Genomic DNA, 13,172 nt, shown 5'->3' on the forward strand with positions numbered 1-13,172 from the left:
TTTTGACCCTTACGAACGGGCGCGTGCCTGATTGCGCAGGGCTTTGACCTGGTCGTGATTGCGTTGCACGCCGTGGTACTGGCGCTCTACCACATCACGAATGCCCACCAGGTTGTGCTTGTTGATCTTCTCCAGAGCCTCCTTGTAGGCCTTCAGTGCATGGTCTTCACCACGCTCGGCTTCGTTGAGCACCGCCTCCTCGTCCTTGCCAGTCACCAGGGACTTGAGGTCGACCCAGCGACGGTGCAGGTCGCCGCTGACACTGGTGGAGGTTTCCGGATCCCCGCCCATGGAGCGCACTACCGACTGCAGTTCTGCCGCGGCCGTGGCGCAATCGGTGGAGCGCTTGATGAACAGCGCCTTGAGCTCGGGGTGCTTGATGTCTTCGGCACAGGTCTTGAACCCTTCCTGACCGTCCTTGCTGGTCTCGATCAGGCTGTTGAGTACCGAAATAGCTTCTTTATTCAAGTCAGTCATTTTCTGGTTCCTTGTGGGTTGCGAGAATTGGGTTAACTCGAGAGTTGAGTTAGTTGAGTTAACTGTTGCACCCGCCATGCCAGACTTGGATTATATTTTTATTCCTTACTATTCAATTACTTAGAAAATATACAAAAATCTGTATCCGAGTTATTTGCATGATCTGTCATTTGGCCTCCATGCAGAATGCCTGTATTTTCCAAGGCTCTTGAATGACACGACAGCCCCCGCCATGACCCCTGAAACTCTTGAACTGCTGGTCACCCGGGAAATGCCCTTCGGCAAATACAAGGGCCGCATCCTGGCCGACCTGCCCGGCCCCTACCTGAACTGGTTCGCCCGGGAAGGTTTTCCCAAGGGCGAACTCGGCGGCCTGCTGGCCCTGATGCAGGAAATCGACCACAACGGCCTTAGCGACCTGCTCGATCCCCTGCGGGCCAAACACGGCAAACCCAAACCCCGTCACTGAAAAAGAGCCCTCCATGCCAAGGACTGCAGCCACACTTGCCCACGACGAAGATCATTGGCAGGGCATCGCTCGCCAGTTCGACATCGAGCCGGGGCCGATCAATCTGGAAAACGGCTACTTCGGGCGCATGACCCGCAGCGTGGCCCAGGAGTACCAGCACAACATCCAGTGGGTGAACCGCAGCAACTCGCTGCTGGTGCGCCAGCGCTTCGAGCAGATCGACGCGCTGGACATCCGCCGCCAACTGGCGGCGCTGCTGCAGGCGCCGGAAAACGCCGTGGCCCTGACCCGCTGTGCCTCCGACGCCCTGCAATCGCTGATCCGCAACTACAACCGCCTGCAACCGGGCGACCAGGTGCTGCTCAGCGACCTGGAGTACGACACGGTCAAGAGCGCCATGCGCTGGCTGGCCCGCCAGCGCGGCGTCGAAGTGATAGAGATCGTCCACCGGCATCCTGCCAGTTTTGACAGCCTTGTAAGCACCTACAAAGACGCTTTCGAGCGCTACCCACGGCTCAAGCTGATGCCCCTGACCTATGTCACCCATCGCAGCGGGCTGGTGATGCCGGTCCGGGCGATTGCCGCCGCCGCTCGGGAACACGGGGTCGACATCATCCTCGACGGCGCCCACGCCCTGGGCCAGATCGACTTCGACCTTCGCGACCTGGGCATCGCCTTCGCCGGTTTCAACCTGCACAAGTGGATCGGCGCACCGTTGAGCCTGGGCTTTGTGTATATCCACCCCGAACGCCTGGAAGACATCGACCCGGACATGGACGAGTTCCATTTTCCCCGTGACGACGTGCGCGCCCGTACGCCCTACAGCACGCCAAACATTCCGGCGCTGATGACCCTGCCCCGGGTGTTCGAGGAACACCGGGCGATGGGTGGTGCGGCGGCCAAGGGCGCGCGCCTGAACTACCTGCGCCATAGCTGGAGCGAAGCGGTGCGCGAAATGGACGGGCTGGAAGTCATGACCCCGCAGGACCCGCGCCTGTGCTGCGCCATCAGCGCTGTGCGCTTCACCCGCCACCAGGACCAGCAAGCCCTGGCGGATCGCCTGCTACGGGACTACAACCTGTTTACCGTGGCCCGCAATGGCGCAGGGTTCGGCACCTGCATCCGCATCACTCCGGGGCTGACCACTCCCCTTGCGCATATGCAGCAGTTGATCGAAGCCCTCACCGACCTGGCCGGCCGGTAAGCCCTGCCCACCTGTCGCGCGCCGGGCAGCGCTATTCTCCAGGCAAAAAAAAACGGTGCGCCGACCAAGCGCACCGTAAAGCCGTAGAACACACCAACGAATCGGGTAGAACCTTCAGTCCAGCAGGGCCAGGGCCTCGGCCGTGCACTCCTGGATCCGTGCCCAGTCGCCGTTCTTGATCCACTCGGGATCGAGCATCCAGCTACCGCCGACACACATCACATTCTTGAGCGCCATGTAGCTCTTGATATTGGCCGGGCCGACGCCGCCGGTAGGGCAGAACTTGACCTCGCCGAACGGCCCGCCCAGGGCCTTGATCGCCGCCACGCCACCACTGACTTCCGCCGGGAACAGCTTGAAGCGGCGATAGCCCAGGGCATAGCCCTCCATGATCCCGGAAGCATTGCTGATCCCCGGCAGCAGGGGAATCGGGCTGGCCACGCTGGCTTGCAGCAGGTCGCGGGTGATCCCCGGGGTGACAATGAACTGCGAACCTGCCGCCTCCGCCGCCACCAGCATCTGCGGGTCGAGCACGGTGCCGGCACCGGTCACCAGCTCCGGGCGCTGTTCGCGCAGGATCTGGATCGCCTTGAGGCCGAACTGCGAACGCAGGGTCACTTCCAGGGCGGTCAGGCCGCCGGCCGCCAGGGCATCGGCCAGCGGCAGGACATCCTGCTCGCGGGCAATGGTGATCACCGGCAGGATCCGCGCCTTGGCGCAGAGGCTGTCGATCAGGGCAACTTTGTCCGCCATGGAAACGGTCGGGGCGAGGTTTGTCATAGCGGCTGATCCTTGGCTCATGGGCACCAGTAAATCTCTAACGGGGTTTGCAGGAAGGCGCGAATCGGCATTTCGGCGACAGCGTCACCAGCCAGTGCGGCGCTCAGGGTGGTCAGCTTGGACTGACCGGAAATCGACAACAGGCTGTTGCGGGCCGAAGCCAGCAATGCCCGGCTCATGCTCAGGCGCTGATGGGGCACGCTGGGCGCCAGCATCGGCCAGCAGCGACGAGTGCCATCGGCCTTGAGCGCTTCAGCCAGGTTCGGGCTGTTGGGGAACAGCGACGCGGTGTGGCCGTCATCCCCCATGCCCAGCACCAGCACATCGATGCCTGGCAGTTCGGCCAGCAGACTGTCCGCTTGCAGGGCAGCCTCTTCAAGATTGGCCGCCGCACTGTAGAGGCCGAGGAAGCGAGCCTTGGCCACCGGCCCCTGGAGCAGGTAGCGCTTGAGCAGGCCCGCATTGCTGTCGGCATGCTCCACAGGCACCCAGCGCTCGTCCGCCAGGGTGATCAGCACCTTGGACCAATCCAGCTCCTGCTTCACCAGAGCCTGGAAAAACGCCACCGGGCTACGGCCACCGGACACCACCAGGGTGGCGTTGCCGCGCGCGGCAATGGCCTCGCGCAGCAGCTCGGCGACCTTCAGCGCCTGGCCTTCAGCCAGCAGCGTGGGGCTGCGGAATTCGTGGGCGCGCACGCCCGCCGGCAGTTGCAAATCAGATATCGCCATACCAAGACCTCCCATCCCGCGTGATCAGTGCAATGGAGCTCATCGGCCCCCAGGACCCGGCCGCGTACGGCTTGGGCGCATCGCCGGATTTCTTCCACCCGGCAATCAACTGGTCACACCACTTCCACGCGGCTTCGATTTCATCTTTGCGCACAAACAGGTTCTGATTGCCGCGCATCACTTCCAGCAACAACCGCTCGTAGGCATCGGGGATCCGTGCACTGCGATAGGTATCGGAAAAATTCAGCTGCAACGGACCGCTGCGCAGTTGCATGCCCTTGTCCAGGCCCTGCTCCTTGGTCATCACCCGCAACGAGATACCTTCGTCCGGCTGCAGGCGGATGATCAGCTTGTTGCTGATCTGCAGGCGCTGCTCGGGGGCGAAGATGTAGTGCGAGGGTTCCTTGAAGTGGATGACGATCTGCGACAGCTTCTGTGGCATGCGCTTGCCGGTGCGCAGGTAGAACGGCACACCGGCCCAGCGCCAGTTGCGAATATCGGCGCGCAGGGCGACGAAGGTCTCGGTGTCGCTCTGGGTGTTGGAGTTTTCTTCCTCCAGGTAGCCCGGCACCGACTGGCCTTCGCTGTGGCCGGCGATGTACTGGCCGCGCACCACCTGGGTGGTCAGGCCTTCCGGACTGATGGGCGCCAGGGCCTTGAGCACCTTGACCTTCTCGTCGCGGATGCTGTCGGCCGAAAGGTCGGCCGGCGGGTCCATGGCGATCAGGCAGAGCAGTTGCAGCAAGTGGTTCTGGATCATGTCCCGCAGTTGGCCGGCCTTGTCGAAATAGCCCCAGCGACCTTCGATGCCGACCTTCTCGGCCACGGTGATTTCCACGTGGGAGATGTAGTTCTGGTTCCACTGGGTTTCGAACAGGCTGTTGGCGAAACGCAGGGCAATCAGGTTCTGCACCGTTTCCTTGCCCAGGTAGTGGTCGATCCGGTAGATGCGGGTTTCCGGGAAGAACTGCGCCACCGCGTCGTTGACCTTGCGTGATGAATCCAGGTCCGAGCCGATGGGTTTTTCCAGGACCACACGGGTGTGCTGGTTGAGCCCGACCCGGGAGAGGTTTTCGCAGATCGCGCCATACACCGCCGCCGGCGTGGCGAAGTAGGCAATCAGGCGCTGCTCGCTGCCGACACGTTCGGCCAGGGCGACGTAGTCCTCGGCCTTGAGGAAGTCCACATGCAGGTAGCTCAGGCGGGCGAGAAAACGCTGCAGGACCTGGCTATCGATATCCTTGTCGCCGACATACTTGTGCAGCTCGGTTTCGATATTCGCCAGGTGTTCCTGCTCGCTGCCAGGCTCGCGGGCCAGGGCCAGGATGCGCGTGTCGTCATGCAGCAAACCGGCGGCATCGAGTTGGTACAGGGCAGGAAACAGCTTACGCAGCGCCAGATCGCCCAGCGCGCCAAACAAGGCAAAGGTGCAGGGTTCAACCGTTATCGAAGGCATGATGTTTGTTCTTTTATCAAGTTAAGCTACAAATACCTTTTTTCAAGGCATCACTCAAGGAAAAATGTAGTAATAAACACAACATTTTTACAAAATACAGATTCCAGGTGGTGGTCGATCCGGGCCATCAGTAGGATAGGCCACCTCTCAACTTCGCATTGCAGGCGCGCCAGCGACCCGGTGCGCAGCGCAATCGCAGCAAGCTCAAAAGGCCTGCACCGACAATCCGTCGGCGCGCCTTGCTCGATTGACCGCTTCCCGGCCCTGCCCGCAGCGCCTGTCTAGCCGATCTAGGAAACCTTAATGGACCGAGTGCGAAACCTTCTGGAGCAGATCCAGAACCGTCTTGAAGAACTGAACAAGGCGGAACGTAAAGTCGCCGAAGTCATCCTGCTCAACCCGCAGCAGGCGACTCGCTTCAGCATCGCCGCCCTGGCCCAGGCTGCCTCGGTCAGCGAACCGACGGTCAATCGCTTCTGCCGCTCCTTTGGCGTCAGCGGCTACCCGGAACTCAAGCTGCAACTGGCCCAGAGCCTGGCCAGCGGTGCGGCCTATGTCAGCCGTGCCGTGGAGGCCGACGACAACCCAGAAGCCTACACGCAAAAGATTTTCGGCAGCGCCATCGCCTCCCTGGACAGCGCCTGCCAGGCCCTGGACCCGAACCTGATCAGCAAGGCCGTGGACTTGTTGATCCAGGCCCGGCAGATCCACTTCTTCGGTCTCGGCGCCTCGGCCCCGGTGGCCCTGGACGCCCAGCACAAGTTCTTCCGCTTCAACCTCGCCGTCACCGCCCACGCCGATGTGCTGATGCAACGGATGATCGCGTCGGTGGCTCATACCGGCGAATTGTTCGTGATCATTTCCTACACCGGCCGCACCCGCGAACTGGTGGAAGTGGCGCGTATCGCACGGGAAAACGGCGCCTCGGTGCTGGGGCTGACCGCAGAAAACTCGCCACTGGCCAAGGCCAGCACCTTGAGCCTGAACATCCCGCTACCGGAAGACACCGACATCTACATGCCGATGACCTCGCGGATCATCCAGCTCACCGTGCTCGACGTGCTGGCCACCGGCATGACCCTGCGCCGCGGCGTGGATTTCCAGCCACACCTGCGCAAGATCAAGGAAAGCCTCAACGCCAGCCGCTACCCGGTGGGCGACGAGTTCAACTGAAGCCGGGCCGGTTCGCCGGCCAGCCGGCTCCCTACCCCGCAGCGCGCGCCTGCAAGCTCAGGTGCGCTTGCTCCCCGGGCGCCAGGCGCAGGCTGTCGGTGCCACCCACAGCCGCTTCGACACAGACGAACCGCGACACCTCATTCCAGCTCACCCCCAGCAGCGGCCGGGTGCCGGGGTGCCAGACCACGGTGTCGGCATGGTCACCGGTATCGATGCACAACTCGCGCTGCCAGGCGTGATCCTTGAGCTGCAACTCACCCTCGTGCTGGAACACCCGCTGGCAACCGCCCTCGACCCGCAACTCGCCCTGCTGCTGGCAGACCTGACGGTTCAACTGGTCATAACCCTGGGCGCCATCGAGCCCGGACAGCGCTATCTCGCCGACATCACCAATACGCCAGTAGGCGTGCAGAGCCTGGCTCAACTGGCAGGGTTCGGTGTCCTGGTGCTCGGTGCTCAGGCGCAGGTCCATGCTCTGGCCCAGGTGCGCATGCAGGTCGACCTTCCAGTCGCACAACTGCAATTGCCAGTGCAGGCGCACGCCCTCTTCATCACTGCTGCTGTCCAGCAGCTTCCAGTCCAGCAGCCGCGCCCAGCCATGGGAAGGCCAGGCATTTTCGCTGGGATGGCGCCCATACCAGGGCCAGCACACAGGCACTCCGCCACGGATCGCCCCCACCTGCGGCCACTTCGCCGCACACCACAGCCAGGGCTTTTGTCCGGCCGGCTGGAAGTGCAGCAACTGGGCACCCTGACGACTGAACACGGCCTGGCACAGCGGGTGATCGATCACCAGCACGTCACGCAGTTGATAGCGCTCCCAGGCAAACACCGGGCGCTCGCGCAAGGATCTGAAAAAGCGTTGTAGCGGATGCTCATGCATGGGCCGCAGTCCTGAAAATCAATGCTGTCTCGCTACTCATGAGGGGGGCGCCGGCCCGACAAAAAAAAGCGGACGGCCCAGGCCATCCGCAAAATGCGCACAGAGAGAAGGAGCTTATCGCAACGGCCTTAGAACACCGACTGAATTTTCAGGCCGGCCACCAGCGCGTTGTCGACTTCATCCACACCACCCGGGTGGGTGATGTATTGCAGGTTGGGGCGCACGGTCAGCCAGTTGGTGACGTGGAAGCCATAGTTGATCTCGTAGTTGTATTCGGTGTCGCGCAGCGGCATATACAGCGGGTTGTCGTAGTTGCTGATGCCGTTGTCCTCGTTGATCAGCTGGGCGTTCTTGCGCACATCGTCGTTGACGTGGATCCGAGCAAAACCGATGCCGACGTCATCTTTGGGACGCGCATCGAACGGCCCCTTGTACACGAACATCAGCGACTGGTAGTTGTCGACGACGTTGGTGTCCTTGTCGTGGAAGGTGGCGTTGGCGGCGATGTTCAGGCCCCGGGAAGCATCACCGTTGTGCGTGGTGAGTTGCTGCTGCCCGACGAACCAGTAGCCGTGCTTGCTGTTGTGCACGCGATAGGCATCACCCGTGTTCGCGGCATCCTGACCATTGACGTCCTTGCGCACATCATTGGCATCGGCCGTGCTCTTGTAGTAACCGACGCGGTACTCGCCCGGCAGGCTGTTGAGCTTGGGCGACCAGACCAGTTCCACCGGCAACACGGTGCCCTTGGTGCCGCTGCCGCTGAGCTTGAAGCCGTTGCCGTGCTCCAGTTGCGACGGGTTCTGGTTGTAGGCGCCGATTTGCGCATACAGCTCGGGGGTGATGTTGTACTTGATGCGCAGCGCCGCCTGGCTGACCGGCCAGTTGTACCAGATGCCGGTGGCCCAGTTGCCCACCTGGGAGCCGCAGAACGCCAGGTTCTGGAAGTCGCAGGGGAAGGTGTTGAAGTCTTCGCCTTCGCCGAAGTAGCCGGCCTTGACGTCCAGCTTGCCGTCGAGGAACTGGTGCTGAACCCACAACTGGGTCAAGCGGACCATGTGCCCCCGGCCATAGACCTCCTGGGAGGAGCTCAAGGTGCCGGCACGCGGGTCGCCGATGCGGTCGTTGGAGATGTTCTGGCCGTTACGGTTGGTCAGCTGGATCTTGGCCTGGGTGTTGTCCCAGCCCAAAAGCTTCTGCAGGTCGAACGCCACGCCCAGGCCGAACTGGTCGCTGTAGCGCCCGGTCTTGTCGTCGTTGTAACCGCCATGCAGGTTGGCGCCCATTTCACCGACGTAGTCGGCCTTGATGTCGATCCCCTGCTCGATCAGCTTGGTGCGCTCGCCGCCCCAGTCACCGGTCATCCATTTCGAATCGGCGCTGAACGCCTCATCGGCCATGGCATTGCCGGACAGGACCAGGGCCGCCACCGCCGACAACTGGCAGAGCAATCGGGTGTTGCTGTGTTGCTTTTTCATCCCTACATCCTCGTCTTTATTGTTATTAACGATTTATCCAACGCGGTTTACAGCAGTGGCGACGGATGACAGGCCATCCGTCACGGATTCAGCGCCCCTTGAACTGCGCCACATTGCCGCCCCGGGCCTCTGTCACCGGTGCCCCGGCGGCGCCCAGGCGTTCACCGCTCTGGGCGTCGAACAACAGCACCCGGGCCGGATCGAACTGCAGTGTCAGGGTTTCCCCGGCCTCGGGGGCTTGGTCCGGTGCCAGGCGGCAGCAGACCTTGGTGCCATTGAGCGTGACGAATACCAGGGTGTCGGGGCCGGTGGGCTCGATCACCTGGACCTCGGCACGAATGGTCGGCAGGCCGTTGGCCTCGCCCGCGGCCAGGGCGATCTGTTCCGGGCGAATGCCGAGGATCACCTCACGGTCTTCCAGCCCGGCATCCTGGGGCCCCAGGGGCAGCTCGCAGCGAGCCTGGCCACTGTCCAGCAGGGCCAGCAGGCGGCCGTCCTTGCGCTGCAGGCGCAGGGGGATGAAGTTCATCGGTGGCGAACCGATGAAGCTGGCCACGAACAGGTTGGCCGGGTCGTTGTAGATCTGCTTCGGGGTGCCGAACTGCTGGATGATCCCGTCCTTCATCACCGCCACCTTGTCACCCAGGGTCATGGCTTCGATCTGGTCGTGGGTGACATAGACCGTGGTGGTTTTCAGACGCTGGTGCATCAGCTTCATTTCTGTGCGCATCTCCACCCGCAGCTTGGCGTCGAGGTTGGACAGCGGCTCGTCGAACAGGTAGATCTTCGGCCGCCGCGCCAGCGCCCGGCCCATGGCCACCCGTTGCTGCTGGCCACCGGAGAGCTGGCCCGGCTTGCGGGTGAGCAGGTGCTCGATCTGCAGCAGCTTGGCCACCCGTGCCACTTCCGCGTCGATCTCGGCGGCGGGCATCTTGCGGATCTTCAGGCCGAAGGCGATGTTGTCGCGCACGCTCATGGTCGGGTACAGCGCGTAGGACTGGAACACCATGGCGATGTCACGATCCTTGGGGCTCATGCCGCTGATGTCGGCGTCGTCCACCAGGATCGCCCCGCCACTGATGTTCTCAAGGCCCGCGATGCAGTTCATCAGGGTGGATTTGCCGCAGCCGGATGGGCCGACGAGGATCAGGAATTCACCGTCATCGATCTTCAGCTCGATGTTCTTCAGGGTGTCCGGCAGGCCGGCACCGTAGGTCTTGTTGACGTTGCGTAATTCGAGAGTTGCCATGCCTTACCCCTTGACCGCGCCGGACGTCAGCCCGCGCAGGAAATACTTGCCGGCGAAGATGTAGACCAGCAGTGTCGGCAGCCCGGCGATCATCGCCGCTGCCATATCAACGTTGTATTCCTTGGCCCCGGTGCTGGTGTTGACCAGGTTGTTCAGGGCCACGGTGATCGGTTGCGCGTCGCCACTGGCGAACACCACGCCGAAGAGGAAATCGTTCCAGATCTGGGTGAACTGCCAGATCAGGCAGACCATGATGATCGGCACCGACATCGGCAGCAGGATCTTGCCGAAGATGGTGAAGAACCCGGCACCGTCCAGGCGCGCAGCCTTGACCAGCGCATCCGGCACGCTCACGTAGTAGTTGCGAAAGAACAAAGTGGTGAAGGCCAGCCCGTAGACCACGTGCACCAGCACCAGGCCGGTGGTGGTGTTGGCCAGGCCGAACTTGCCCAGGGTGAACGAAGCCGGCAGCAACACCGTCTGGAACGGCAGGAAGCAGCCGAACAGCAGCAGGCCGAAGAACAGTTGGGAGCCGCGAAAGCGCCACATCGACAGCACGTAGCCGTTCATTGCACCGATGAAGGTAGAGATCAGCACCGCCGGCACGGTGATCTTCACCGAGTTCCAGAAGTAGCCACCGACAGTGTCCCAGGCCTTGATCCAGCCGATGCCGTCCACCACCTGTGGCCAGCTCAAAAGGTTGCCGGTGCGGATATCCTCCGGGGTCTTGAAGCTGGTGAGCAGCATCACCACCAGCGGTATCAGGTACACCGCCGCCGCCAGCAGCAGGGTGGCGTAGATGGCGATCCGGCTGAAGTTCAGGGTCGGTTTGCCAAGGGAGTCAGTCATGGCGCTTGCCCCGCAGTTCGGAATACAGGTACGGCACAAGGATGGTCAGCACGGCGCCCAGCATCAGCATGGCGCTGGCCGAACCTATGCCCATCTGGCCGCGGCTGAAGGTGAAGGAATACATGAACATCGCCGGCAGGTCGGAGGAATAGCCCGGCCCGCCCGCGGTCATCGCCGCCACCAGGTCGAAGCTCTTGATGGCGATGTGGGCGAGGATCATGAAGGCACTGAAGAACACCGGCCGCAGGCTCGGCAGGACAATCTTCAGGTAGATGGTCGGCAGGCTCGCGCCGTCCACCTGGGCGGCGCGGATGATCGACTGGTCGACACCCCGCAGGCCGGCGAGGAACATCGCCATGACAAAGCCCGAGGCCTGCCACACCGCGGCGATCACCAGGCAGTACACCACCCGGTCCTGATCCACCAGCCAGTCCAGGCGAAAGCCTTCCCAGCCCCAGTCGCGAAGCATCTTGTCCAGGCCCAGGCCGGGGTTGAGCAACCACTTCCAGGCGGTACCGGTGACGATCATCGACAGCGCCATGGGGTACAGGTACACGGTGCGGATAAAGCCTTCCTTGCGGATGCGCTGGTCCAGCAGCACCGCGAGGAACACTCCCAGCACCAGGCTGATGGCGATGAACATGCCGCCGAAGACCGCGAGGTTCTTGCTCGCCACCCACCAGCGGTCGTTGTCCATCAAGCGCAGGTATTGCTGCAGGCCGACCCACTTGTAGCTCGGCATGAAGCTGGAATTGGTAAAGGACAGAATGAACGTCCAGATGATGTAGCCGTAGAAACCCACCAGCACGATCACCATGCTCGGTGCCAGCACCAGCTTGGGTAGCCAGCGCTGCAATGCATCTAACGGTGAGGCTTTGCTGAAAACCGCCACAGAGCTCATCGGAATAACCCAGTCAGGAGTGAATCCGGGCTGCACACCGTCGCTGCATGGGCCGGGGCACAGGCAGGGCGGCGACAGTCACGGGTGAGCCGCCGGCGTACCGGCGGCGGGGTTCAAGGATTACTGCGCGGCCTTGACCGCCGAAGCCAGCTGCGCACTGGCCTTGGCCGGGTCCGCATCCTTGTCGTTCATGAAGTTGGTCACCACGTCGAAGATCGCGCCCTGCACCGCCAGGGAAGTGGCCATGTTGTGCGCCATGCTCGGCTGCAGGCCGCCGGTCTTCTCGTCTGCCAGGAAGTCCTTGGCCGACGCCTGGGCGCAGGAGTCGAAGCCCTCGGCGCTCATGTCGTTGAGCATGTCGGTACGCACCGGGATCGAACCCTTGTTGATGCTGAAGACTTTCTGGAAGTCCTTGCCCAGGGCGACCTTGGCCAGGTCCTGCTGGGCAGCGATATCGCCCTTGCGGTCGGCCTTGAGCTTGAACACCGCCAGGGAGTCGATGTTGTAGGTGAAGGCCTTGTCGGTACCCGGGAACGGTACGCACTGGTAGTCCTTGCCGGCGACCTTCTTGGCCGCGGTCCACTCGCTCTTGGCCCAGTCGCCCATCATCTGCATGCCGGCCTTGCCGCCGATCACGTCGGCTGCGGCAATGTTCCAGTCACGCCCGGCACGGTTGGGGTCCATGTAGCCGGTGATTTTCTTCAGCTCGGTGAAGGCCTTGGCCATTTCCGGGCCGGAGAGGGTTTTCTGGTCCAGGTCCACCAGGGCTTTCTTGTAGCCCTCCGGGCCCATGACCGAGAGCACCACGTCTTCGAACACGGTGCTGTCCTGCCACGGCTGGCCGCCGTGGGCCAGGGCGATGAAGCCGGCGGCCTTGAGCTTGTCGCCGGCGGCATAGAATTCTTCGAGGGTGGTCGGGGCCTTGTCGATCCCGGCTTTCTTGAACACGGCAGGGTTGATCCACAGCCAGTTGACCCGGTGGATGTTCACCGGCACCGCCACGTAGTCACCTTCGTACTTGACGGTATTGGCCACCTTGGGCGACAGCAGGCCGTCCCAGTTCTCGGCCTTGGCCACGTCCTTGAGGGTATCGGTGCTGAGCAGGCCGGTGCTGCCCCATTCCTGGATGTCCGGGCCCTTGATCTGCGCCACACCCGGCGGGTTGCCGGCCACGGCGCGGCTTTTGAGCACGGTCATGGCAGTGGAACCGCCACCGCCGGCCACGGCGCCGTCCTTCCAGGTGAAACCGTCTTTTTCCACTTGGGCCTTGAGCACATCGACGGCGGCTTTTTCACCACCCGAAGTCCACCAGTGGACGACTTCCACAGAACCTTTGGAGTCGGCGGCGAGGGCACTCAGGGGAAACAGAGAGGCAAGGGAAATGACAGTGGCGAGGCGAGAAATCGCATTCATTTGAAGTACCTTTCTTGTTGTTATGCATGCAAGTCTGGTGCTTGCGCTGCAAACGAGTCTAAACAGCCTAGTCGATCATTCGAGTAACGAAGCGACGGGGAAATGT

13 protein-coding genes are annotated in these 13,172 nt (G+C 62.5%); 3 read left to right on the forward strand and 10 right to left on the reverse strand.

The features are described 5' to 3' along the window. Positions 1-9: 9 nt before the first annotated feature. The gene (locus AC1RMG_RS14865) at positions 10-477 is read right to left on the reverse strand and encodes a ferritin-like domain-containing protein (protein ID WP_011062859.1); all 468 of its coding nucleotides are present in this window, start codon (positions 475-477) and stop codon (positions 10-12) included. 232 nt (positions 478-709) lie between these two features. Between AC1RMG_RS14865 and AC1RMG_RS14870 the strand changes: the two genes are divergently transcribed. Both AC1RMG_RS14870 and AC1RMG_RS14875 read left to right on the forward strand, forming a co-directional pair. Further along, positions 710-946, forward strand: coding sequence for a DUF3820 family protein (locus AC1RMG_RS14870; protein WP_015636734.1), 237 nt, complete (start codon positions 710-712; stop codon positions 944-946). Positions 947-959: 13 nt separating this feature from the next. Further along, positions 960-2,150, forward strand: a complete 1,191-nt coding sequence (locus AC1RMG_RS14875; RefSeq protein ID WP_053111588.1) for an aminotransferase class V-fold PLP-dependent enzyme — start codon at positions 960-962, stop codon at positions 2,148-2,150. 114 nt (positions 2,151-2,264) lie between these two features. On the opposite strand, the gene AC1RMG_RS14880 is transcribed toward AC1RMG_RS14875, so the two are convergent. From AC1RMG_RS14880 to zwf, 3 genes are read right to left on the reverse strand one after another with little or no spacing between them, the layout of a single operon-like run. Further along, the gene (locus AC1RMG_RS14880) at positions 2,265-2,930 is read right to left on the reverse strand and encodes a bifunctional 4-hydroxy-2-oxoglutarate aldolase/2-dehydro-3-deoxy-phosphogluconate aldolase (RefSeq protein ID WP_015636736.1); all 666 of its coding nucleotides are present in this window, start codon (positions 2,928-2,930) and stop codon (positions 2,265-2,267) included. Between the two features lie 17 nt (positions 2,931-2,947). Beyond that, a complete protein-coding gene (gene pgl, locus AC1RMG_RS14885; RefSeq protein ID WP_019094569.1) occupies positions 2,948-3,661 on the reverse strand; it encodes a 6-phosphogluconolactonase in 714 nt (237 codons plus the stop codon). Continuing rightward, positions 3,648-5,117 carry a glucose-6-phosphate dehydrogenase gene (zwf, locus tag AC1RMG_RS14890; protein WP_015636738.1) on the reverse strand — a complete coding sequence of 490 codons (1,470 nt, stop codon included), beginning with the start codon at positions 5,115-5,117 and terminating at the stop codon, positions 3,648-3,650. The genes pgl and zwf overlap by 14 nt, the downstream gene beginning before the upstream one ends. A 312-nt stretch (positions 5,118-5,429) precedes the next feature. On the opposite strand from zwf, the gene AC1RMG_RS14895 reads away from it, so the two are divergent. Then, the gene (locus tag AC1RMG_RS14895) at positions 5,430-6,290 is read left to right on the forward strand and encodes a MurR/RpiR family transcriptional regulator (RefSeq protein WP_169892262.1); all 861 of its coding nucleotides are present in this window, start codon (positions 5,430-5,432) and stop codon (positions 6,288-6,290) included. Positions 6,291-6,321: 31 nt separating this feature from the next. On the opposite strand, the gene AC1RMG_RS14900 is transcribed toward AC1RMG_RS14895, so the two are convergent. The 6 genes from AC1RMG_RS14900 to AC1RMG_RS14925 all read right to left on the reverse strand — a co-directional run bounded on the left by AC1RMG_RS14900 (position 6,322) and on the right by AC1RMG_RS14925 (position 13,066). Then, the gene (locus AC1RMG_RS14900) at positions 6,322-7,176 is read right to left on the reverse strand and encodes a D-hexose-6-phosphate mutarotase (protein ID WP_019094568.1); all 855 of its coding nucleotides are present in this window, start codon (positions 7,174-7,176) and stop codon (positions 6,322-6,324) included. A 128-nt stretch (positions 7,177-7,304) separates the two neighbouring features. Continuing rightward, positions 7,305-8,654 (reverse strand): carbohydrate porin, encoded by a 1,350-nt coding sequence (locus tag AC1RMG_RS14905; protein WP_011062867.1) that lies wholly within the window; start codon positions 8,652-8,654, stop codon positions 7,305-7,307. Between the two features lie 88 nt (positions 8,655-8,742). Further along, positions 8,743-9,903 carry an ABC transporter ATP-binding protein gene (locus tag AC1RMG_RS14910; protein WP_015636741.1) on the reverse strand — a complete coding sequence of 387 codons (1,161 nt, stop codon included), beginning with the start codon at positions 9,901-9,903 and terminating at the stop codon, positions 8,743-8,745. Between the two features lie 3 nt (positions 9,904-9,906). Beyond that, on the reverse strand, positions 9,907-10,752 hold the full coding sequence (locus AC1RMG_RS14915; protein ID WP_011062869.1) for a carbohydrate ABC transporter permease: 846 nt from the start codon (positions 10,750-10,752) through the stop codon (positions 9,907-9,909). After that, positions 10,745-11,653: a carbohydrate ABC transporter permease gene (locus tag AC1RMG_RS14920; RefSeq protein WP_011062870.1), complete on the reverse strand. Its 909-nt coding sequence runs from the start codon at positions 11,651-11,653 to the stop codon at positions 10,745-10,747. Before AC1RMG_RS14920 ends, AC1RMG_RS14915 begins: the two co-directional genes overlap by 8 nt. 120 nt (positions 11,654-11,773) lie before the next feature. Then, a complete protein-coding gene (locus AC1RMG_RS14925; RefSeq protein ID WP_011062871.1) occupies positions 11,774-13,066 on the reverse strand; it encodes an ABC transporter substrate-binding protein in 1,293 nt (430 codons plus the stop codon). Positions 13,067-13,172 lie beyond the last annotated feature (106 nt).

The sequence above is a fragment of the Pseudomonas sp. GW822-FHT04H02 genome (assembly GCF_058800645.1).

Excerpts from the sequence above, each read along its gene's own strand:
- AC1RMG_RS14865 (WP_011062859.1), bottom strand. The coding sequence starts at position 477 with ATGACTGACTTGAATAAAGAAGCTATTTCGGTACTCAACAGCCTGATC.
- AC1RMG_RS14870 (WP_015636734.1), top strand. The coding sequence starts at position 710 with ATGACCCCTGAAACTCTTGAACTGCTGGTCACCCGGGAAATGCCCTTC.
- AC1RMG_RS14875 (WP_053111588.1), top strand. The coding sequence starts at position 960 with ATGCCAAGGACTGCAGCCACACTTGCCCACGACGAAGATCATTGGCAG.
- AC1RMG_RS14880 (WP_015636736.1), bottom strand. The coding sequence starts at position 2,930 with ATGACAAACCTCGCCCCGACCGTTTCCATGGCGGACAAAGTTGCCCTG.
- pgl (WP_019094569.1), bottom strand. The coding sequence starts at position 3,661 with ATGGCGATATCTGATTTGCAACTGCCGGCGGGCGTGCGCGCCCACGAA.
- zwf (WP_015636738.1), bottom strand. The coding sequence starts at position 5,117 with ATGCCTTCGATAACGGTTGAACCCTGCACCTTTGCCTTGTTTGGCGCG.
- AC1RMG_RS14900 (WP_019094568.1), bottom strand. The coding sequence starts at position 7,176 with ATGCATGAGCATCCGCTACAACGCTTTTTCAGATCCTTGCGCGAGCGC.
- AC1RMG_RS14905 (WP_011062867.1), bottom strand. The coding sequence starts at position 8,654 with ATGAAAAAGCAACACAGCAACACCCGATTGCTCTGCCAGTTGTCGGCG.
- AC1RMG_RS14910 (WP_015636741.1), bottom strand. The coding sequence starts at position 9,903 with ATGGCAACTCTCGAATTACGCAACGTCAACAAGACCTACGGTGCCGGC.
- AC1RMG_RS14915 (WP_011062869.1), bottom strand. The coding sequence starts at position 10,752 with ATGACTGACTCCCTTGGCAAACCGACCCTGAACTTCAGCCGGATCGCC.
- AC1RMG_RS14920 (WP_011062870.1), bottom strand. The coding sequence starts at position 11,653 with ATGAGCTCTGTGGCGGTTTTCAGCAAAGCCTCACCGTTAGATGCATTG.
- AC1RMG_RS14925 (WP_011062871.1), bottom strand. The coding sequence starts at position 13,066 with ATGAATGCGATTTCTCGCCTCGCCACTGTCATTTCCCTTGCCTCTCTG.